General features: G+C 30.4%; 19 protein-coding genes and 1 CRISPR repeat array. Of the genes, 14 read left to right on the forward strand and 5 right to left on the reverse strand.

Annotated features, from left to right (window positions below; genetic code table 11):
* Positions 1–340 precede the first annotated feature (340 nt).
* From cca to cbiB, 3 genes are all read left to right on the forward strand, one after another.
* The gene (gene cca / locus METIG_RS00970) at positions 341–1,687 is read left to right on the forward strand and encodes a CCA tRNA nucleotidyltransferase (RefSeq protein ID WP_013798363.1); all 1,347 of its coding nucleotides are present in this window, start codon (positions 341–343) and stop codon (positions 1,685–1,687) included.
* A gap of 146 nt (positions 1,688–1,833) precedes the next feature.
* Positions 1,834–3,273 carry a DUF530 family protein gene (locus METIG_RS00975; RefSeq protein WP_013798364.1) on the forward strand — a complete coding sequence of 480 codons (1,440 nt, stop codon included), beginning with the start codon at positions 1,834–1,836 and terminating at the stop codon, positions 3,271–3,273.
* A 29-nt stretch (positions 3,274–3,302) separates the two neighbouring features.
* On the forward strand, positions 3,303–4,232 hold the full coding sequence (gene cbiB / locus METIG_RS00980; protein ID WP_013798365.1) for an adenosylcobinamide-phosphate synthase CbiB: 930 nt from the start codon (positions 3,303–3,305) through the stop codon (positions 4,230–4,232).
* A 31-nt stretch (positions 4,233–4,263) separates the two neighbouring features.
* Here cbiB and METIG_RS00985 read toward each other — a convergent pair whose 3' ends face one another.
* Entirely contained in the window at positions 4,264–4,413 is a 150-nt protein-coding gene (locus METIG_RS00985; protein WP_013798366.1) for a nucleotide-binding protein, read from the reverse strand.
* 248 nt (positions 4,414–4,661) lie between these two features.
* On the reverse strand, positions 4,662–5,732 hold the full coding sequence (locus tag METIG_RS00990; protein ID WP_013798367.1) for an ATP-binding protein: 1,071 nt from the start codon (positions 5,730–5,732) through the stop codon (positions 4,662–4,664).
* 680 nt (positions 5,733–6,412) lie between these two features.
* Between METIG_RS00990 and METIG_RS00995 the strand changes: the two genes are divergently transcribed.
* The 4 genes from METIG_RS00995 (at position 6,413) to METIG_RS01010 (ending at position 9,133) form a co-directional block, all read left to right on the forward strand.
* Positions 6,413–7,186, forward strand: coding sequence for an isopentenyl phosphate kinase (locus tag METIG_RS00995; RefSeq protein WP_013798368.1), 774 nt, complete (start codon positions 6,413–6,415; stop codon positions 7,184–7,186).
* A complete protein-coding gene (gene mvk, locus METIG_RS01000) occupies positions 7,187–8,140 on the forward strand; it encodes a mevalonate kinase (protein ID WP_013798369.1) in 954 nt (317 codons plus the stop codon).
* A 194-nt stretch (positions 8,141–8,334) separates the two neighbouring features.
* Positions 8,335–8,667, forward strand: a complete 333-nt coding sequence (locus METIG_RS01005; RefSeq protein WP_013798370.1) for a DUF1894 domain-containing protein — start codon at positions 8,335–8,337, stop codon at positions 8,665–8,667.
* Between the two features lie 4 nt (positions 8,668–8,671).
* Positions 8,672–9,133, forward strand: coding sequence for a DUF1890 domain-containing protein (locus tag METIG_RS01010; protein WP_013798371.1), 462 nt, complete (start codon positions 8,672–8,674; stop codon positions 9,131–9,133).
* Between the two features lie 67 nt (positions 9,134–9,200).
* Here the strand turns inward: METIG_RS01010 and leuB are convergent, their stop codons facing one another.
* On the reverse strand, positions 9,201–10,205 hold the full coding sequence (gene leuB, locus METIG_RS01015; RefSeq protein ID WP_013798372.1) for a bifunctional 3-isopropylmalate/3-methylmalate dehydrogenase: 1,005 nt from the start codon (positions 10,203–10,205) through the stop codon (positions 9,201–9,203).
* A gap of 162 nt (positions 10,206–10,367) precedes the next feature.
* On the opposite strand from leuB, the gene METIG_RS01020 reads away from it, so the two are divergent.
* Positions 10,368–11,402: a DUF123 domain-containing protein gene (locus METIG_RS01020; protein ID WP_013798373.1), complete on the forward strand. Its 1,035-nt coding sequence runs from the start codon at positions 10,368–10,370 to the stop codon at positions 11,400–11,402.
* Here METIG_RS01020 and csa3 read toward each other — a convergent pair whose 3' ends face one another.
* Positions 11,403–12,005 carry a CRISPR-associated CARF protein Csa3 gene (gene csa3, locus METIG_RS01025; RefSeq protein WP_013798374.1) on the reverse strand — a complete coding sequence of 201 codons (603 nt, stop codon included), beginning with the start codon at positions 12,003–12,005 and terminating at the stop codon, positions 11,403–11,405.
* A 151-nt stretch (positions 12,006–12,156) separates the two neighbouring features.
* Here csa3 and METIG_RS01030 point away from each other — a divergent pair, with 151 nt between their 5' ends.
* Genes METIG_RS01030 through cas1b form a run of 6 tightly spaced genes read left to right on the forward strand, consistent with a single transcriptional unit; the run spans position 12,157 to position 19,954 of the window.
* Entirely contained in the window at positions 12,157–14,733 is a 2,577-nt protein-coding gene (locus tag METIG_RS01030) for a hypothetical protein (RefSeq protein WP_013798375.1), read from the forward strand.
* A 15-nt stretch (positions 14,734–14,748) separates the two neighbouring features.
* Entirely contained in the window at positions 14,749–15,795 is a 1,047-nt protein-coding gene (gene cas7d, locus METIG_RS01035) for a type I-D CRISPR-associated protein Cas7/Csc2 (RefSeq protein WP_157209528.1), read from the forward strand.
* Between the two features lies 1 nt (position 15,796).
* On the forward strand, positions 15,797–16,429 hold the full coding sequence (gene cas5d / locus METIG_RS01040) for a type I-D CRISPR-associated protein Cas5/Csc1 (RefSeq protein ID WP_013798377.1): 633 nt from the start codon (positions 15,797–15,799) through the stop codon (positions 16,427–16,429).
* 21 nt (positions 16,430–16,450) lie between these two features.
* Positions 16,451–18,439, forward strand: a complete 1,989-nt coding sequence (gene cas3, locus METIG_RS01045) for a type I-D CRISPR-associated helicase Cas3' (protein ID WP_013798378.1) — start codon at positions 16,451–16,453, stop codon at positions 18,437–18,439.
* A 19-nt stretch (positions 18,440–18,458) separates the two neighbouring features.
* Entirely contained in the window at positions 18,459–18,971 is a 513-nt protein-coding gene (cas4, locus tag METIG_RS01050) for a CRISPR-associated protein Cas4 (RefSeq protein WP_048055633.1), read from the forward strand.
* Between the two features lie 14 nt (positions 18,972–18,985).
* Entirely contained in the window at positions 18,986–19,954 is a 969-nt protein-coding gene (gene cas1b / locus METIG_RS01055; protein ID WP_013798380.1) for a type I-B CRISPR-associated endonuclease Cas1b, read from the forward strand.
* Here cas1b and cas2 read toward each other — a convergent pair.
* A complete protein-coding gene (gene cas2, locus METIG_RS01060) occupies positions 19,951–20,208 on the reverse strand; it encodes a CRISPR-associated endonuclease Cas2 (RefSeq protein WP_013798381.1) in 258 nt (85 codons plus the stop codon). The genes cas1b and cas2 overlap by 4 nt on opposite strands.
* Positions 20,209–20,506: 298 nt before the next feature.
* Positions 20,507–21,220: a CRISPR direct-repeat array (repeat unit 31 nt; unit sequence GTTTCCATCCCCCTATGGGTCTGATTTTAAT).
* Positions 21,221–21,634: the final 414 nt, after the last annotated feature.

Genomic DNA, 21,634 nt, shown 5'->3' on the forward strand with positions numbered 1-21,634 from the left:
GATTTTACACAATTTAAAGCCAATCCAAACTTAAAGCAATATAAATAACAATAAACAACTAAAATATTCCAAAAATCTCAATTTTAATTTGTTTAATTTGAAAAAATTAGTAATACTTTTTCCCAATTTTCTAATACCAAAATTCACCAACCCCTTTATAAACGCAAGAAAATAAAATTAGAAAAATTAATAGCGACATTAAAAATTAAAAACTAAGAGGCGCTGCTATCCATAGAACAAAACTTTAATAAAATTAAAAACAAAATTTTTGCACTCATTTCAGAAAAAGGTATTTACAATTTAGAGCTATTAACAATAATGAAGCGTAGGTGGTCTAAGAATGAACATTGATGAAATTTTAGAAGAGGTCTTAGATGACATAAAACCAACGGAAGAAGAGCAGAGAGAACTAAAAGAAATGTCAAGTAAAATCATAAATAAAATTAACGAGATTATCAAGCAGAATCCAAAATACTCTGTAATCATTGATGTTGTTCAAGTTGGTTCAACGGCAAGAAACACACATTTAAGGAACAACTATGATATTGACATCTTTTTGGTATTTGATAAAAACACGGAGAGAGAAGTTTTAGAGGAAATTGGCTTAGAAGTTGGAAAAAAGGTTGTAGAGGAATTGGGTGGGGAATATTGGACAGAGTATGCAGAACACCCCTACACCTCTGCTGTAATAGACAAGTACTCCCTTGACATTGTCCCATGCTATAGGATAGACTGGGGAGAAAAAATCATCTCTGCAGTGGATAGGACCCCTTTGCATAATGAATTTGTAAAAAGGAAGTTGGAAAAAAATGAAAGATTGTGTGATGAGGTTAGATTATTCAAGAAATTTTTAAAGAGTATTGGAATTTACGGTTCTGACTTAAAAACTAAGGGATTCTCTGGATATTTGTGTGAATTGTTGGTTATTCATTATGGTGGTTTTATCGAGGTCTTAAAGAATGCAAAAGATTGGAAGATAGGGGAGAAGATAATCTTAGAAGATATATACAAAATTTATAATTTAGACAAAAACTATAAATTCAGAAAATTTGACGCCCCTCTAATTGTTTATGACCCAGTAGATATAAATAGAAACGTTGCTGCTGCTTTGAGTAAGGATAACTTCTGTAAATTTGTATTCTATGCATCATTATTCTTAAAAAACCCCTCGAAGGGATTCTTTTATGATTACTATAAACACGTTGACCAAAAGTTGGAAGATAGAGAACATGGGGCCTTATTGACTTTAAAGATAAAGAGGGATAAGGATATTGTTGACGATATTATATATCCACAAATGGAAAAACTTCAAAGGAGTATAAATAAAATCATTGAGGAGAATGAGTTTGTTATTCTAAGGTGTGATGTTCATGCCGATGAGGAGTTTTGCTATTTATCATGGGAATTTTTGGTTTATGAATTGCCAAACGTTAGGCTTAGAGAGGGCCCATCAATCTTTAAAAAAGAGAGGGTTGAAAGGTTTATAAGAAAATATGATAAATATTTTATTAGGGATTGTAAGTTATATGCATACACAACCAGAAAATATAAAAATGTGTATGAGTTATTTAATGACATTATCCATGGAAAACTTAGAGGAAAAATTTCATATCCAAAATATGTAAATCCCGAGAATGGAGTAATCTGTAAAATGTATGTCAAAGACACTATAAAAGTGGCCGAATGATTTTTAAATTTTTAACAATATTATTTATTTGATTGAATATTCATTAATTTATAGTTCTTAAGAAAATTTAAATAGTTAAATCTGATCCGCTTTTTTATTGTCACTGTTTTAAAAAATACCATTATCTAACAACTTTTGTGATTGTTATGGAAAGTAGTGAACTAATAAGGGAAAGCAATGAATTTTTAGACAACCTAAAAAGATTGAAATTTGAGATAGAAGAATTATTGAAAAAAAAGTTAGAGGATAGTGTAATTGAAGAGTATGCTAAAAAATTGGAGGAAAATTTAAAGATTTTAGAAGAATTAAAAGAAAAAATGGAGTTACTTGGATTTGATACACCATATACAAATGTAGGAAAATTGAAGGGATTTGATAGTGATGAATTGTACGAAATTATGAATTATACTTCCTATTTGAGAAGAATAGCTAATGAAAAGAAGGGAGTTCTTGAGAGAATAAGGCATTCTGTCGTATCTCATAAAATAGCATTGGGACATCTATTGGAGGATATTGGTAACAAAAAAATAATACAACACCTACCTTATGATGGTTCCTACAAAATCTCAATTACGGGACTCTCACCATACTTAATCAACGCATATAAAGAAATGTTAAATATATTACAATCCCAAGGAAAAGGTGTAGTCACTTCAATAACATTATCATTGATTGTTTTTAAAGATGGGAAGAGAGAATTCAAAAGAATAAAGATAGAAGATGAAAACTATGAAGATTACATAAAAAAACACTACAAAGACGCAATAATAACATCAATGAAGAGGAACTACTCAAAAAATAAACTCATCGATGACCAGTACGTTAGGAGGGTTTTAGCTGTTGGGTATTTAAATGCATATAAAGATGATATTGAGAAGGTTATTAGGGATAAGCTTAATGAATTACTAACAGGTGAACAAAAAAAGATGCTCGAAACCTACAAAAAGATAGTTGGTGTTGAAGAAGAGGAGGACTATGAAGGTGGGATTTTTGACATGAGAGTATTGGATGAGAAAAAAGTTAGAGAATTGGAAACCATAGAAAAATTAGAAAAAGAGGGATTATACAGAAATGGAAGACCAATAGAAGATCTTAAAATTGCATTAGATACTGAAAAGGAAATATCCAAAAAAGTTGCTACCGAAATTTTAACTGAGCAACTTTCAAGGGATATATTTATGTATTATTTGCATAAATCACCTGATGAAAGAACCCGTTCAAATTTATTCCCATCAATAATGACCACACCTTCAAAAGCCCATTTAAAATGGATGAAAGTTAGTGGTATTGACGTCCCAAAGGTACTTGATTTGAAGTTTTTACTTGAGAAGGAATTACCAAAATACAACATTCCTTTAAAAGACCTTGGTGGGTTGGTTCTATATTTGGTTTATGATTGGGATAAAGTGGAGGAATTCAAATTCAAAAAGAAAAACGTTGAAGACCTCCTTAAAAAGATTGCTCCAATAGAAAGCATAAAAGACATTTTAAAGGATAAAGACGTTGATATTTCCAAAATTGAAAAATACTCCAAAGTTAAAAAAGAAAAAACTAAAAAATTCTTGGAAGCCCTCGGGAAACTCTAAAAATAAACTCTCTTTTAATGAGGGAAATTATGCTAAATCCTCTAATCTTATTTTTAGTAGTTGTTATTGATAGGATTTTTGGAGAACCTCCCGAAAAGATACATCCAACTGTTTTGATAGGGAAGTTAATAGCATTTCTTGAAAAAACTTTTCCATCTTCAAATTCAAAAAATAAGTTTAGAGATTTTGTTTTTGGGAGCTTAGTAGTTTTTACAGTTATTTTTGTTGTTTTTGTTATATCAATACTTATTGAAAAGATAATAAATTCCATAGAAAATGAGATATTGAAAGACTTTGTTTATGCTGTTATTTTATCAACGACCATTGGGTATAGGTCTCTCTTAGAATTTTCAAAAAAGCCAATAGATTATTTAAAAGATGGGGATTTAGAAAATGCAAGAAAATATGTCCAGTGTATAGTTAGTAGGGATGCATCAAAATTGGATGAAGAGCATGTTTTATCTGCTGCAATTGAGAGTGCATCTGAAAATATAACTGATAGCATTATCGCCCCTCTATTTTATGCAGTTATTTTTGGTTTGCCGGGGGCATTTGTATATAGAGCAATAAACACCATGGATGCGATGATGGGCTATAAAAACAGCAAATACAGCTACTACGGAAAAGTTGCTGCAAGATTGGATGATTTAGCTAATCTAATACCTTCTCGACTCGCTGGAATTTTGCTTATTTTAACAGCTCCATTGTATAATGGGGACATAAAAAAGGCAATATACGGTTTTTTAAAGGAGGGGAATAAAACGCCATCTCCAAACTCTGGCTATACAATGGCAACACTTGCAAACGCCTTAAATATAACATTGGAAAAAATAGACCATTATAAGTTGGGAAATGGGAAAATAACCATTAAAAAATCATACAAAGCTTTAAAAGCCATTGATATTGTTGTTTTTGTGTTTTTATTATTTTATTTACTTCTTTTTATAATTTTAATGTAGATTTTTTTAACCTTAATAATTTAATAATTCCTTAATTTTCTTTTGCAAATAAGTGTCTGTGAGCTTTATTCACGTGCTTTGTGTAATCTTTGCTTTTTCTAAAGAGTTTTCCACATCTTGGGCATCTGAACATGACTTCTCCATCCCTATCTAAGATTTTTATTGCCTCCAACTTTACCATTCCCTCACCCCCAAAAATTGTGAATTAAAGGTATGCCAAAATAAGAATAAAATATAGCATCATTATTTAAAATTTTCTTCCTTCGATTTATTTAATAGTTATTTAAGTTATTTATTTATATAGAATGGTGCACAATTAAAAATTTAAATATAATAAGGTAAATTTTAAGTTTTGAGATAAAAATAAAAAATAACGGGTCATAAAAAATCTGACCTATTAATTCTTGCTAAGGAAATTCTTTTTGAACTTCATAATACTCTCTTTATGGCATTCCAAATTAAAAAACTCTGTGGTTTTAAACTTTCCTCAATTGGATTTAAAAATAAAACATTTCTTTCAATTAAAAATTCTTTTGTATCCTCATCTATTTGATATTCATTAATCTCATAGTTTTCTTTGAATAATCTCAAAGCATTTACTACCTTTTCATAATCAATCCTTTCAAACCTATTATTTTTTACCATAACCAATAATTTTTTAAGTTTAGAAGTTTTATCTTTAAGCATATACTCTAAAACTTCATTTAAATTCTTAAAACTACTCTCTTCAACAACATATTTTATGTCCTTTGATTTTCCACCAACATAAGAATATATTAACTTCTTATCTTCATCAGGAAGTTTCTTTCCTAAAATATCTTCCGATAAAAAATCCATAAACTTTAAGGCAGTTTCTTTATCAAAATCATCCACTAATAGATATTTAACCCTTCCTTCCAAATCTCCAGTGTTATAAACATACTCAATAAACAAACTATCAGAACTTAGACAAAAAACATGACATAAGTGTTGTTCTTTTGTTAAAGAAACTAAAAATTGGAACAATTCTTTTAATAAATATTTTTGCCCATTTAAAACAACATCTTTAATCATTTGTAATTCATCCAATATTAAAATTGGTTTTTTCCCATTCTTTTTAACTGTTAATAACATATTATTCAAATACTGAAAAGCATCATTTATCTTCTCATCAAATAACTTATCAAATTCAACTTCAGGAATGGGAACTCCAGTCAAAACTTTAGCCCCCTTAGTTATCAACCTTAAAACCTCATTCTTGTCCTTTATCTTATCAAACAAATCACCCTTTTTTGTAGTAAAAATCGCCTCAATAAACTCCCTCTTCTCTGAAATTAAATAAGTCCTAAAATTAATATAAAATACTTTATACTCATAACCAAGCTTATCTTCTACAATATGCTTTATTAAAGTTGTTTTACCAGAATTCATAGGACCATAAACAAAATAAATATCGTCAGGCTCCCTACTCAAAATATGCAAAACTTCATTAATCTCTCTTTCTCTATTAAAAAACCTCATTCTACCACCATAAATTTTTAATTATCATTTCACTTAAGGATCTATTTACAACATAACCGTAGTTCTCATCAAACATATAAATATGTAATTATATCAAAATTCTTTAAATGTTATTAGGTTTTGTGTTTTTTAATTGCTTTACAATATTAAGAAGGCGATGAAGTTAATTCATGCCAATTTATTATTAACAAAGCAATATCATTAAAAAGATGAAAAAATCAATTAACATTCATAAATATTTAAATACGTAATGGGAATTGAGGTATGAATTTTTTGATTGGTATAAAAATAGGAAGTTGAAATTTTAATGAATTACCAACAGTATGGTGCATAATTAAAAAACTTAAATATCAAGCTAAAAAAATAGAATACAAAAAGCGATAAAAATCTCTTAATTAAAATTATAGTCTTGGACAAAAATATTCACAATATTAGCGTTATTGAATTTTCTAAGGGATTACCTATCTCAACAAAATTTGATTTTTGAATGTAAAGAAACAGTATAGTTGTTTGCCTTTACTTCTTCATTAAATTATATGAAGTAATTAACCTTTATTTGGAATTTTACAATTGATTTATCGTCCTTTTAAAAAATAAATGGCAAAACAAAGTTTTGCCGTATATATAATAATGTCTGAAGCTATGACCTTGCACTAAATTAACGTTAATTTGGTGAGAATATGCTTATTATTTTAAAATTGGGAGGGAGTATTTTATCTGACAAGAATACACCTTTTTCAGTTAAATGGGACAACTTAGAGAGGTTTGGAGAAGAGATAAGGAATGCTATGGAATACTATAAAGAAAAGAATGAAAAATTAAATTTAATAATTGTTCATGGTGGTGGCTCTTTTGGACATCCTGTTGCAAAAAAGTATCTAAGAGATGGGAAGTTTTGCAATATGCAGAAGGGATTTTGGGAAATTCAAAAAGCAATGAGGAGATTCAACAATTTAGTTATTGATACACTCCACTTTTATGACATCCCTGCTGTATCTATTCAGCCATCTTCCTTCGTGGTTTTTAAGAAGGACAGTTTAATTTTTGATTTAAGTGCCATTAAAGAACTTTTGAAAAGGGATTTAGTTCCTGTTGTTCATGGAGATATTGTTGTGGACGATGATGATAATTATAAAATCCTATCTGGAGACCATATTTTGCCATATCTAACCAAAAAGTTAAATGTTGATTTGAGTTTACACGCCTCTGATGTCGATGGTGTTTTGGATGAGAATGGGAATGTTATTGAAAAGATTGACAAAAGCAACATAGACGATGTTTTAAAAATGCTAAAAGATTCTAAGGGGATAGACGTCACTGGTGGAATGTATTTAAAGGTTATGGAAGCATATAAGATGGGAGTGAAAACAATTATTTTCAATGGAAACAAAAGGGGTAATATATACAATGCGTTAATTGGGAATGTTATGGGAACGGTCATCATAGGTGATTAAATGGTCGTAGTGGAGAGTCCTGCAAAGGTTATTTTATTTGGAGAGCACGCTGTGGTTTATGGATATAGGGCAATATCGATGGCGATTGATTTAAAAACAACATGCACAGTAGAAGAAAGTGATACAACAATCATCAATTTGAAAGATTTAAAAAAGAGCCTAAAAATTCCAATTGAGGAGATATTAAACTTAAATGTTAATGAATACGGGGACTTTAGGTATGTGTTGTGTGCAATAAAGAACACCATTCTCTATTTACTCTCACATAAAAATTTAGATTTAAAGGACTTAAAGCCATTTAAATTGACCATAACTTCCCAAATTCCGATAAGTTGTGGTTTGGGCTCTTCTGCATCAACAACTATATCAACAATAAAGGGCATATCGGCATTCTATGAGCGTCCTTTGGACGACAATGAAATCGCCACAATTGGTTATCATGTTGAGAAGGAAGTCCAAGGAAAGGCAAGCGTAACAGACACAGCAACAATAACGTATAAGGGACTTTTAGAAATTGAAAACAATACTATCAGAAGAATAGAAGGAGGGTTAAAAGACTTCATCAAAAGTTGTAAGTTTTTAATATGTTATTGTGAGGAGAGAAAAAAGAAAACTGCTGAATTGGTTAATGAGGTCGCTAACCACAAAAATAGAGACGACATATTTAAATTAATTGAAAAAGTCGTTGATACTTCAAAAACTACATTTGATAAAGAAATTTTTGGAGAGTTAATGTACATAAACCACAATTTGTTGAAAAGGTTGGGGGTTTCAACGCCAAAATTGGATGAAGTTGTTGAGATTGGAAAAACTTATGGTTATGGGGCTAAATTAACGGGAGCTGGTGGAGGAGGGTGCGTCATAATTTTAGTTAATGAAAATAAAGAAGATGAGTTGATAAATAAACTAAAAGAAAAGGGTGTTGAGTATTTTGAATGTAGAATGGTATATTAATATATGGTATATTAATTATAGTTATTTGCGAATTTTTTGAAGTTGTTTATATACTACTTACAATTTCAAACTAATCTCTATTTAATTAAATTTTGAAATAATTTCTAAATGACTTCATAAAATTTCATTTAGGCAAAAATTATTTAATACATTAAACTTAACACTGTAATATACAACAGTTATTGGTGAAATTGATGTCTTGCATAGATAAATATAACTACGAGATTTTGTTTAGGGGTTCTTTTAAGGAGTGTGCAAAATTCATAAGAGAGAATTGTAAAAATATAAAAGAAGTCAATCCCGGTGAAGAGGTTATTGAAGGGGTTATGCTTATAGGAATCCCACCAATTCCAGTAGGTTATGAGGAAGATTGCATAATAATACCATACACAAAACCGTGCTATGGAACTTTTGTTTTGAAAGTTAAAATTGAAGAAGAAAAAGATAAAAAAGAAAGTAAAGAAAATAAAGAAAATGAAGATAAAAAAGATAAAAAAGGAATATTATCAAAATTAAAATTCTGGTGAAATCATGAGAGTTTTAGTATTACTCGGATGTCCAGAGCCGCCAGTTTTGGTTCCATCATTTATTTATTTAACAAATATGCTAAAGAAGAAAGGTTGTGAAGTGTTTGTATCAGCAAACCCTGCAGCATTGAAGTTAGTTGAAACCGCAGACCCAGAAAAGTTATATATAAAAAATGTTGGATTTCAAGAGATTGATGAGGGATTGAAGGAGGCGTTTGATGTAGATTATATTATCAGCTTTGTCCACAACGATGCGGGGGTTAGCTATACAATAACTTACATGCACAAATACAAGGCAAAAACCATAGGAATTGTATTTGGTAGAGAAATGAAAGAGGACTTTGTAAATACATTAAAAGAGAACGGTGTAGAAGCATACTTTGTTAGGGCATTCCACAACCCAACACCAATAGTTGTAACTTTAAAGAGAATCTTAGAAAATATCTTTGAAAATAATAAAGAATAAATAATAAATAAAAAATAAAAATTAACATTAACAAAAAATATAGAATGAAAATAGATAAATTGGTCATTTAGTATTTTTCAACTCTTTTTGCAACTTCTTCTGCCATTTGGAAAGTTGTTAAGTTACCTCCCAAGTCAGGAGTTGTTAATCCCTCTGCTAAAACTTCCTCCAATGCCCTCTCTATTTTATCTGCAGCTTCGAACTCTTTTAAGTATCTAAGCATTAAGACCCCACTCAATATTGTTGCTGTTGGGTTTGCTATTCCCTTTCCTGCAATATCTGGGGCAGAACCGTGAACTGGCTCAAACAATCCATGTTCATCCCCAATGTTTGCTGATGGAGCCAATCCAAGCCCCCCAACAGTTCCAGCTGCACCATCTGATAAGATATCCCCAAACAAGTTGGATGTAACAACTACATCAAATGTTTGTGGTTTTGTTATGATATACATGTTCATTGCATCTATATAGTAGTCCTCTGCTTTAATATCATCATATTGCTCTGCTACTTCATAGAATACCTTCTTGAACAACCCATCTGTTATTTTTAAAACATTTGCCTTGTGAGCACATGTTACTTTTCCTTCTTTACCTTGTTTTTTCCTATCTCTTGCCAATTCAAATGCAAATTTAAATATTCTCTCACATGCTTTTCTTGTTATTACTCTTGTTGCTGTTGTAACTCCTTCATCAATCTCTGCCTCTAATCCCTTATAGAGTCCTTCAGTGTTTTCTCTAACAATTACATAGTCAATATCATCTCTTAAGCATTTTATTCCCTTGTATGCTTTAACTGGTCTAACATTAGCGTAGGTTTTTAAAATTTGTCTCAATTTAACAATAACATCTGCTGCTGTCTCCCCTGCTGCTCCAAAGAAGACAGCATCACATTCTAATGCTTTCTCTATTGTTTCTTCTGGTAATGCAACTCCTGTTTTTTCAAAAACCTCATCTCCTGCCTCAGCATGGATGAATTCGAAATCTACACCAGTTGCCTCTAAAACCTTAATTGCCGCTGGAATTACTTCTTTCCCAATTCCGTCTCCTTCTATTACACAAATTTTGTGTGCCATTGTTATCACCACAGATACTTTTGATGATTATACATAAAAAGAAATAAAATATAAAAATTTTGGGTAGGAAATCCTAAAACTTGGATACATTTATTTGAGGCAATATTTTATAATTCTTGGTGTTGAGAGATTTGTTATCTAAAATGCTATAAAGGGATTGATATGGAAAAAATAGAAATTTTAAAGGAAAAATTAAACAAAAATGCAGTTGTTACAGAAATAGCCAAAGAAAAAAGTCCATTTAAGGTTTTAATTTCAACAATTTTAAGTGCGAGGACAAAGGATGAAGTGACAGAAGAAGTTTCAAAGAGGTTGTTTGAAAAAGTTAAGAATGTTGATGATTTGCTAAAGATTGATTTGGAGGAATTGGAAAAGCTCATCTACCCTGTTGGATTTTATAGAATGAAGGCAAAGAATTTGAAGAAATTAGCTAAGATTTTGAAGGAGAATTATAATGGAAAGGTTCCAAATGAATTGGATGAACTTTTAAAACTCCCAGGTGTTGGGAGGAAAACGGCGAATTTGGTTATAACGTTAGCTTTTGATGATTATGGGATTTGTGTAGATACCCATGTGCATAGGATATGTAATAGATGGGGATATGTTGAGACAGAAAACCCGGAAGAAACTGAGATGGAGCTGAGGAAAAAACTACCAAAAAAATATTGGAAAATAATAAATAATTTGCTCGTTGTTTTTGGAAGGGAAATTTGCTCTCCAACACCGAAATGTGAGGAGTGTTTTGAGGAGATTAGGGAAAGATGTCCATATTATAAAAAGATTGCGTATTTTGATGAGATTTTGAAAAAATATGAGTTTGAAAAGGTCTCAAAAAACAACATCCCCGCTGAAAAAGGTACATACATTTTAAAAATCAAACTTAATAGAGGAAGAAAGATAAAATTTGGAAATAAGGAGAGGTTTTTTAGGAAAGGTTATTATTTCTATGTTGGTTCTGCCCTTGGAAAAAGTATGAACTTAAAAAATAGGATAGGTAGGCATTTAAAAAAGGAGAAGAAAAAGTTCTGGCATATTGATTATCTTTTGGAGTTTGGGGATGTTAAGGGCATATATATCTCAAATAAAGGTTGTGAGTGCGAGGTTGCAAAGGATTTAGCTGAGGTATTTAAGTGTGTCGAGGGCTTTGGATGTTCTGATTGTAAATGCGAGAGTCATTTGTTTTATATGCCATTGTAATTAGTTTAATTTAACTATTCTCCTTCTTCCAATCTTTTCGGTTTTTATTAGTCCTTTATTTTCCAAAGAATTTACATACTTAACTATTGCTGGTAAAGAAACATTAAATTCTTTTGCCAAATCAGTTATGGTTTTGTCTCCTTCATTTAATGATACTAAAATTTTTCTTTCAAATTTTGTTAGGTTGTATGGATGGGCTAACTTTGGAAGTTCAATAATTCTCTTTTTATGCACATAAACAATCTTATGAACTTTTTGAAACTCATAAAGAGATGCATACAATAAAGCAAGAGATGTTATCTTTCTTCCACCTGTTATATTTACAATAACCTTGCCTTCTTTTTTTATAATGTTTCTTAAAATTTCAACATTCTTTTCAAATTCTACTCCATTTATTTTTGCTTCTTCACATTCAATCCCAAGCATATTACAGAGTTCTTTTGCTTTTTTTAATGCATCATCAACCTTTTTTAGGTCTTCTTCTTTTGTATATTCTTCCTTATCTTTTGAATAAACAAGAATTACTTTTTTTGCACCATATTCTGCAATTGGTTTGTATATATGCTCCACATGAAATCCAATGTTTATTATATGTGTTGTCATGTTATCCCATCATTTTTATTACCCTATTCTTTTTAAAGTTAATGGATACATACAAAAACTTAACCAAAAAAGTTAATAGTTAAATTTATATATCAAAAAAATATACTAATTCACTGAAGTGCTGTATAATATATATCAAAGTGGTGGCATTATGGAAATCAAGATAAAATCAAAAAAGATATTTAAAACTAAATTATTCTTAAGAGAAACAAAAGTTTATTTTAATAAAGTTTTTATTAAATTGTTTGAAAAATATCGCTTAAAACCAGCAAAAGGGGGCAAAGCATTCGAAGAAAAAGTTAGGATTGGAGAAATTGGAGGGGTGGATTTACCGGACATGAGTTATCCGATGCATGTTTTAAATGGTATAATTCCATCTTTAAAAGTTTTAGAGAACAAATGGTTAAATAAAGGTTTAATAAATGAAGATAACGAAGATGACGACATAAAAATGCTTTTAAAGTGCCTGTTGGTCGCATTTACATTCCACGACATAAATAAATTACATAATGAAATTGATTTGAAAACATCTGTTGAAAAATATTTTGAAGAGGATTTAAAGGATTTAGAAATTGAACTAAATGAAGAAGAAAAAGAGATTGTAAAATATCTTGTATTGGCAACAGAGGAAAGAACAAGATTTGTTATTCCAGATGACAAATTACCAACAAGGAGGGGACTCAACAGATTAATAAAAGATGATTTAATTGAAATTATTCATTTAGCTGATAGTATTTCCATTCCGATTGGGAACTACAACGATTTGTTGAAAATTTGGAGAAAATTGAGAGATTATGCCGATGTAAATGTATTTTACTTTGATGAAATTCCCTACGAGGTTTTAGCAAGGTTTATTGTTGAGAGGTTAAGAGAAAGTGTGGATTGTTACGTCATTTCCCCAAGAGGATTTATTTACGAGGGGGATTTGGAAATAAATGAAGATTATTTAATAAAATCATTTGAAGAATTCTTATACAGAAACATTGAAAAAATGGTTGAAATCGATAGGCAAAAAGCACAACTAGACATATTTAGGTTTATTGACATTACAGAAGAAAACATTTTAAAATTAATAGAAAAAATGGTAAATTATTTTGGGTTTGAATACTTTTATAAAGATATCAGCCAAAATAAGGAAATAAAAGACATTTTTACAAAAAAATTTGAAGAATTTGACGAAAAGGAAGCAAAAACTTTTGTGATTTTAAAATTCTTACTTCAAATTACAGAAAATGAAAGTAGAAAAAAGGATGTTAAAAAACTAAAATCAAAATTCAACGATAAATATTTTAAGATAGATGAAAATTTTGATTTAGATGAAGATTTCGTTGAAAAAATTAAAAATAGTAAAGATACTGGGTTAAAGAACTATCTAAAACTTTACATTGCTACAAAAAAAGAATTTGATGAAAAAGAAATACTGAATGATTTGATAACATTATTAAATGAGAATTATGGCGGTTCTGAAAAGGCAGATTTAAAAGAAATTATTGATGAATTGCTTGGATATGCCTATTTAAACGGAAAAAAGATTAGGGGCATAAAATTTGGAGATATAGGCTCAAAAAAGAATATGTGTTCATTATGTGGAAAGGAAACAAAAACAGTAGCAATAGCAAATTTATGTTTTGGGTTTAAACCAAGGGGATTCACAAATAGAACCATTGTATCTTTAAGTAATACTCAAAAGAATATCTGCTCAGTATGTTTAACTGAAATAACATTTAGAAAACTAATTTTTGGTAAAAAAGAAAATGTTCAGGCAGTATATATTGATGCTTATGACTACTTTGTCCCGCTGATGGACGAGAAATTAACGGAATACATTGAAAGTGTTGGAAAGAATTTGGAAAATTTAATGAACGATGCTAAATCGTTTATAAGTGCAATTTATGGGTTTAATGTGAAAAAAGAAGAAGAATTATTCCCATTCCTAATGAGTTTTGTAGACATATCTAAACAAATTGAGTTTATACGATTCTATAAGAAGATTTTGGATTTTGTCTATGAAACAGGATTTAAGATTTATCTAACATATCCATTTAATCCAGATAAGGCAAAAAGAGAGACAATAATATTTGATTATGCCCCAAAATCATTTAAAAAATTAGGATGGGATAAAGTTAGGATAGATGAAATTGAAAAAATTAGAAACGAGTTTGAATTACTTTGGAAATTAGGATATACCTTGAGAAGAGGTTCAAAATCAGATAATGTTGTAGTTTCATTGTTCAATGATTACGCCGACAATCCTATGGCATTTTACTTCTATTTGTTTAAATTAGATTATCCACACTCATTTGCTGAAAAATACAACTTAAATCTTATAAATCAAAGAATTGGGGTGGAAAAAATGAACATTATTGAAAAATTGGCGGATATTGCTTCAGATATAGAGTGGGCTAAGGGTAGTGCATCATCAAAGACATCAATGATTAGAGAATCTCTGGAAGTGCTAAAAACTGGAGTAAAGAGGGGATATGGTGATGAAGAAGTAAAATCCATGATGGCAGGGATGCTTTATAGGAAATATCCTTATCCAAGTAAAAAAGAAAAAATTGAGGAGTTTTGTAAAGTGGTGTATGATGAATTGTTTAAAAAGTTGTGGAATAGCAAATTACCATCAAAAAAAGAGCTTAGATATTGGATATACGCATTTGCTTTCCATTATGATGTAAAATCAAAAGAAAAAAGAAATTCTAAAACTAACAAAGAAGATACTCAATAAAATGGGGTGATGACAATGGCAAAGCAAAAGAAGTTAGTTGAAAATGGATACAAAAAATATGTTGAGTATGATGAGAATATTGTCAATGAGTTTAGAGAAAAACTCTATTCAATAATCCCAGAAGAATATTTCCAAGAAACATACACGAAAAGGACTCCAAATGTAATAAAAGTAGCGACAATAAGAACTACAACTGGTTATTTAATTAATCGTTCAACAGAGCCAGATGAAGTCATAAGCACAACAATTGGTAATAAAGATGTGGTTGTCATTCCTTCAAGAAAATTAAAATCAAGAGAAAAATTAACAGGGTTGGTTTTGTGTAGGAAATTTAAAGTAATTCATCCAGAGGTTGAATATAACTTTATTGATAAGCAAGAACACTTGGCTAATCCTAATTCATTAGTTTTTGGTGATTCAGTTACTAAAACAAACGAAGCTGTTGCACTACCTTCAAGAGTTATCTATGAATGGGCATATTCAATTAGAGATAAGGATGAAATAACAGAGGAGCTAACTCACAATGCCTTAAGTGAAGATGGAACAATGTGGGACAAAAATGAAGGTTCCCAAAGACAAAGTTTGTATGGGATTCAATATATTAAACCTGGAGTTTATTTCCCACACTTCCTAACATTCTATGACATAACACCAGAAGGATTCATCCATGCTTTAATATCTCATTTAAAAACAACAAGATATGGAGCACAATCAAATGTTATGGATGCAAATATGAAAAATGAGATTATTGCAATAGCCTTAGACACCTTTGAGCCACCAGTGTCTTCCTATCTAATTTCAAAAGAATTTGAAGGAGAAGTAAATTTTGAGAACGTAAAAGAGTTTGTTAAAAATAAACTAAGAGAAAATTCATCCATATTGATTGAAAATGAGAAGTTAGAGGAACTCTTAAAGTTAATTGATGAATATCTAAAAGATGAAGAAAAATTGAAGCAACTTTATTTGAAGCATTTAAATGATTGCATAAACTACTTAGTTGAATGTAAAATCATCAAAAAAGAAGATGTTATTAAAAAGTTATTAGAAGAAATGGGTGTCTAATATGCTTAGGCATTATAAAATAACTCTTCTCTCTCCTTTATTTTGTTATAACAAAACAGAGGGAGGGGTTGCATCAACAGAGCCATTTATTGGGGATATTGCGTTGGACTATGCATTAAATTTTGCATTGGCAAAGAAGAGAGAATATACTTACCAAATAAAAGATAAACCAGATTATGATGAGATTAAAGAGTTTGGGTTTATTTGGACTATTGGAAGGCCAATATATTATGAAAAAACTCCAATATTTGCGAGAAAAACATCAGAAATTTCCGATTACATGGTTAGAAGAGATATAATTGAACAGATGGGAAAAGGATTGTTTAAAAATTACTTCCACATTCAAGGAATAAAGGAAGGTTCGGTTTTTGAGGCGTCTTTATTAACATTTGAAGATATCAAACTTCCAAAAACATTTACTTTGAGGATAGGGGTTGGTAGGGAGTGTCTTTTATTATTTGAAGAAAAAAAGGAAAAACCAGAGGAAATTTGGTTAAATCTCTACACAATTAAGAAGATATTTGGCAAAGATGTGAAGTTAAAGGAATCTCAGATGTTAAGATTCGTTCTTTCCCACTATATTATTGGAACAGGATTCAAAGTTGAAGATTTAGAAAAGATATTCTCCAACTAATTCTTTTTTGAGGGGATTCTCATGGAATCTTTGAAATTAAAAGTTTCAAAGAAATGTTTGCCTTTTGGAGATAAGGTTATTAAACAGGGGTTTAGGTTGCATAAATTTCAAGAGATATTTTATTCAGATGTTGCTGAGTTGGAGAAGGATGTTTATTTTATTGCTGCCCCAACTGGTGCGGGGAAGACGTTTTCTTTTGCGTTTCCTATCTTATATGCAAAGGATAACAATTATCTAACTTCCAAAAGGGGATTAATTGTAGTTCCAACAAATGCATTGGCAGAAGATATTGAGAAAACATTAAAAGAGCAGGGAATTAAGGTTGAGGTAATAACTGGAAAAACATTAACAAAAAAAGGGAAAGAAAGAGGGGAAGAGCTAATAGAAAAATTAAAGAATTGTGAAATTGCAATAACAAATCCAGACATTCTAAATTATATGATAAACAGTGGATACCACTTGCCAAGAAAAAATGAGAAATTTAGACATTTAAAAGGTTTTCCAGATTGGTCTGCCTTCTTTAATGCATTGGATTATGTTATTTTCGATGAATATCATTTGTACGATGAGGAGCAGATAGCAAATATTTTAATTTGGTTTTTAATGACGAAAGAGTTATTTAAGCAGATAAAATGGTTTTTTGTTTCTGCAACACCAGAAGAGAATTTAATTGAGTTCTTAAATGAGAATGGAATTACCCTAGAAATTATTGAGCAACCATTAAGCAGTGAAGGAAGAGTTATTCAAGGAGAAATGGAAATTGAGTTTATAAAAATCTCAAAACGCATAGAAAGGAGTTTATTTGGTTATTTGGTTGAAGATGGAAGATTAAAGGAAAATATTAAGGATATTATAGAGAAAGCAATTTCTAACAATGAGAAGATTTTGATTATTTTTAATTCTTTGAGAGATGCTATGAGAATGAAATATGTTATTGAGAATGAGATTTATGCAGAGGTTTGGGTTAATACAGGGTTGCAGACACGAGAAGAAAATAACAACAATTTAGATGAAATTATAAGCAAAACAGATATCATAATAACTACATCAAAAGCAGAAGTAGGAGTCAATTATCCAGTTTCTTTATGTTTTATGGATTCAGGATTGTATTTGAGGAATTTTATGCAAAGAATTGGAAGAGTTGGGAGGGGAATGGAAAAATGTAAAATATACTGTACAATAACAACAAAAATCTTCAATAACTTGGAGAAACAGTTCAATGAAATCAAAAAAGAAGAATTAGACTATTATGAATTTGTAGATTTGATGAAAAAGGCATTTGAGGATAGAGAATTCAAAAAAGATAAAGTTCCTAAATTTTGTGGTGCAGTTCTTTGGAGTGTTCTTAGCTCAATGGAAGAATATAATAAAAAATTGACATATCAGAGAAAAGAAAAACTTGAGAATCTAAGGGATAAATTTCCATATTATTGGGTTTTATACCATATAAATGAAAAAATAAAGAGAATTGAAGATGATGAGGATGAAGAAATTGTTGATGAAGATATAAGAGAGGAATTACTAAAGTGGTGGAGGAGCTTTAAAAATTCATTTAGAAGGTTTAGGGAGGATAGCGTTATTTGGAGAGTTATCTATGAAGATGGAAAAGAAACGGAATATGACTTATTATGGATTTTAGATAATGCTTTTGTTGAAGTTGATAGAGAGAATAGGATTGTTATTATTAAGGATTTTAGGGAGAAGAGAGAAAGAGTAGTTAGGGGGGTTGTAACCTTTTCTTTACTTGATAAGGATTATCCTTCAACTATTGGAGGAACTGATAAAGGAGAATGGTTCAAATTTTTGTATTCTGATTATGTTGGGGATATATTTTTACAAAAATTTGAGAGTTGGAAAATATACAAAGAAAAATACTTTGAAGATAAAACTTTCTTTGAAGAATTAGTTAAGGATATTGAATTACTTGTTCCAATATACTCAAAAAAGAGAATTGAAATTTTTGATTTAGTTGTGGATTTTGGAGAAATTTGGTGTGATGATATTCTTTAAAGTTATTGTGGTGTTTAAAATGGAACCCGAATATCTTGAAAAAGAACTCTTAATCAGAGGAACAGAAATAAACTACCTCTTTATCTGCAAAACAAAACTCTGGTATTTTGCAAAAGGTATAACTATGGAGCAAGAGAGTGATTTCGTTGATTTGGGAAAATTTCTGCATGAGAAGAGTTATTTTGGGGAGGAGAAGGAGGTTCAAATAGGAACCATAAACATCGACTTCATAAAGAGAAAAAATATCATTGAGATCCACGAAGTCAAAAAGGGAAAATCCATGGAGAAAGCCCATGAAATACAGGCGTTGTATTATCTCTACTATTTAAAAAGATATGGCATTGAGGCAAAAGCCATTCTTAATTATCCAAAACTTAGAGAAATAAAGGAAATAATCTTAGATGGAAGGGAGGGGGAAGTTGAAGGCGCTATAAAAGAGGTTGAAAAAATAAAATCTATGCCAAATCCACCAAAACCAAAGAAATCCAAAATTTGCAAAAAATGTTCATATTATGAGTTATGCTGGATTTAATTGGGGGGAGGGGTATGAGAAAGAAAGCACTAACGCTTTTCTCTGATGGATATCTTTTTAGAAAGGAAAATACACTTTATTTTGAAAATGTAAATGGGAAGAAACCTTTAGCAATTGAAGGAATTTATGACATCTATATTTATGGGAAAGTAAGCATTAGCTCTCAGGCGTTGCATTTTTTAGCACAAAAAGGCATTGCCCTTCATTTCTTTAACCACTATGGATATTATGATGGGAGTTTTTATCCAAGAGAATCTCTCCATTCTGGAGATTTGGTTGTAAAACAGGCGGAGCATTATTTAAATCCTGAAAAAAGGCTGAATCTTGCAAAACTCTTTGTTATTGGTGGGGCAAAAAATATAGAAAAGAATCTGTCAAAATTTGGAGTTAAGGTTAAATTTGATGATTTTTTAGAGGAACTTAATGATGCAGAGAAAATCACCGAGGTTATGAATATTGAGGGTAGAATGAGGGAGGAATATTATAAATTTTGGGATGAGACATTGCCAGATGAATTTAAAATCATCAAAAGAACAAGAAGACCACCACAAAATGAGATGAACGCTTTAATAAGTTTTTTAAATTCCCGTTTGTATCCAACAATAATAAGCGAGCTCTACAACACTCAACTAACACCAACGATAAGCTATCTCCACGAGCCAAGTGAGAGAAGATTTTCTTTGGCATTAGATTTGAGTGAAATTTTCAAGCCAATAATTGCCGATAGGATAGCAAATAGGTTAGTTAAGCAGAGGATTATTAAGAAGGAACATTTTAGAGATGATTTGAATGGCGTGTTGTTGAATGATGATGGTAAAAAGATTGTTCTAAGGGCATTTAATGAAGAGATGGAAAAGAGTGTCAAACACCCAACATTAAAAAAGAACGTTACAAAAAAGAGGTTGATAAGGTTAGAGGCATATAAGTTGATTAAACATTTAACTGGGCAAAAGGAATATGAGCCGTTAATAGCATGGTTTTAGATAATATCATCAATAGGATTTTTCTCTATTCCATAAATTTCTCTACTTGGTTTTGATTTGAGTTTGTAGATTATTATTGAATCCTCATTCTCATCGATTATATTTAAAAGCCCGTCTTTTATCCTTTCAAATTCTGCTTTTGTTATTTCTCCTTCGAATACACTATTTTGAACCCAATTTAAATGTTGCCTGAGGAATTTTTTGACTTTATTAACTCTTGAAACATTTACATCATAAACTATAACCACATACATAGTATCATCTATTTAGTTTAAAAATTCTCTAAGTTATTTTGTCTTTATTTATTTTTTGATTTCCATCCCCCTAAGGCTCTAATTGAAACTTTAGAAAAGTTTCATCAAAAGGGATGCATTGCTTCGCTTCGCTCAGCAATGCCTCTTAGCTTCTATAAGAAACCTTTTAAAAAAAGTTTCATCCAAATCGGATGCACCGCCTCGCTACGCTCGGCAGTGCCTCTACTAAAAAATAAAATTTCCATCCTAAGGTGATTTTAACAAATCACTTAATTTTGATAAAAAACTTCTTTTTTCTATTTTCATCCCCCTATGGGTCTGATTTTAACTATTTAAAGGACTTGTGGAGTGAATTACCTATACAGTAATTTCCATCCCCCTATGGGTCTGATTTTAACACTAACATAAAAAGAAGATAGAGAAGAGAAGATATAAGTTTCCATCCCCCTATGGGTCTGATTTTAACACAGTCATAATCATAGCAAAACCCATTGCCAGCATGTAATGTTTCCATCCCCCTATGGGTCTGATTTTAATTTTTTGAAAAAGAAGCCCAAATAAACGACCTAATGGAGTTTCCATCCCCCTATGGGTCTGATTTTAATTAAATTTTATTAATTCATCAATATATTTATATGTAATGTTTCCATCCCCCTATGGGTCTGATTTTAATCATATTTGGAGGCAGAGGATAACAATTATCAGAACATGTTTCCATCCCCCTATGGGTCTGATTTTAATTATATTAGTGAGATAGCACAAGCAACGGAGAGTATAGTTTCCATCCCCCTATGGGTCTGATTTTAATCGAGGTTGGTGTTTCGTGGCACAAAATTAGAAAACTTAGTTTCCATCCCCCTATGGGTCTGATTTTAATTAGAAGTGGATTTAGTGTTGAGAGAGGTTAAAGCAGTTGTTTCCATCCCCCTATGGGTCTGATTTTAATTTCGTTGTTGAAAATATTCCTTAGACCATGTATCTGTTTCCATCCCCCTATGGGTCTGATTTTAATAGGACAATATTTTGCTCTTTTTCCTATATAAAGTTTTCTATTTGCTTCTTTTTGGGACGTTAATTTTCGAAGGGGTATTAACAGTGTTCATTTATATACCTCTGCACTTCCCTAAAAATCGTTTAAAATCGAAATAATTCTTTAAAATCGTTTTAAATCGTTAAATAAACCCTATCAATCGGGGAAAATTTGAAATATAATCTATTAGGTTTTTAAATCAAAAAATCTCAATAAATCATTAAATTTAAATATGCAAATTTTTCAAAATAAAGCACCCTTCGAAATTTGATAAAAATCCTTAAAATTAAAAAATAACCCCTAAAAATCCTTAAAATCAAAAAATAAAAATTTTTAGCGAGGGAGAGTAGTCTACTTACAATATTTAACACACCGTAATATTTATATACATAGTGG

It is taken from the genome of Methanotorris igneus Kol 5 (assembly GCF_000214415.1).
Classification (GTDB): Archaea; AGJL01; Methanococci; order Methanococcales; family Methanococcaceae; genus Methanotorris; species Methanotorris igneus.

Bases quoted from the DNA above. Each gene is read 5' to 3' on its own strand.
- cca (WP_013798363.1), top strand. From the start codon at position 341: ATGAACATTGATGAAATTTTAGAAGAGGTCTTAGATGACATAAAACCA.
- METIG_RS00975 (WP_013798364.1), top strand. From the start codon at position 1,834: ATGGAAAGTAGTGAACTAATAAGGGAAAGCAATGAATTTTTAGACAAC.
- cbiB (WP_013798365.1), top strand. From the start codon at position 3,303: ATGCTAAATCCTCTAATCTTATTTTTAGTAGTTGTTATTGATAGGATT.
- METIG_RS00985 (WP_013798366.1), bottom strand. From the start codon at position 4,413: ATGGTAAAGTTGGAGGCAATAAAAATCTTAGATAGGGATGGAGAAGTC.
- METIG_RS00990 (WP_013798367.1), bottom strand. From the start codon at position 5,732: ATGAGGTTTTTTAATAGAGAAAGAGAGATTAATGAAGTTTTGCATATT.
- METIG_RS00995 (WP_013798368.1), top strand. From the start codon at position 6,413: ATGCTTATTATTTTAAAATTGGGAGGGAGTATTTTATCTGACAAGAAT.
- mvk (WP_013798369.1), top strand. From the start codon at position 7,187: ATGGTCGTAGTGGAGAGTCCTGCAAAGGTTATTTTATTTGGAGAGCAC.
- METIG_RS01005 (WP_013798370.1), top strand. From the start codon at position 8,335: ATGTCTTGCATAGATAAATATAACTACGAGATTTTGTTTAGGGGTTCT.
- METIG_RS01010 (WP_013798371.1), top strand. From the start codon at position 8,672: ATGAGAGTTTTAGTATTACTCGGATGTCCAGAGCCGCCAGTTTTGGTT.
- leuB (WP_013798372.1), bottom strand. From the start codon at position 10,205: ATGGCACACAAAATTTGTGTAATAGAAGGAGACGGAATTGGGAAAGAA.
- METIG_RS01020 (WP_013798373.1), top strand. From the start codon at position 10,368: ATGGAAAAAATAGAAATTTTAAAGGAAAAATTAAACAAAAATGCAGTT.
- csa3 (WP_013798374.1), bottom strand. From the start codon at position 12,005: ATGACAACACATATAATAAACATTGGATTTCATGTGGAGCATATATAC.
- METIG_RS01030 (WP_013798375.1), top strand. From the start codon at position 12,157: ATGGAAATCAAGATAAAATCAAAAAAGATATTTAAAACTAAATTATTC.
- cas7d (WP_157209528.1), top strand. From the start codon at position 14,749: ATGGCAAAGCAAAAGAAGTTAGTTGAAAATGGATACAAAAAATATGTT.
- cas5d (WP_013798377.1), top strand. From the start codon at position 15,797: ATGCTTAGGCATTATAAAATAACTCTTCTCTCTCCTTTATTTTGTTAT.
- cas3 (WP_013798378.1), top strand. From the start codon at position 16,451: ATGGAATCTTTGAAATTAAAAGTTTCAAAGAAATGTTTGCCTTTTGGA.
- cas4 (WP_048055633.1), top strand. From the start codon at position 18,459: ATGGAACCCGAATATCTTGAAAAAGAACTCTTAATCAGAGGAACAGAA.
- cas1b (WP_013798380.1), top strand. From the start codon at position 18,986: ATGAGAAAGAAAGCACTAACGCTTTTCTCTGATGGATATCTTTTTAGA.
- cas2 (WP_013798381.1), bottom strand. From the start codon at position 20,208: ATGTATGTGGTTATAGTTTATGATGTAAATGTTTCAAGAGTTAATAAA.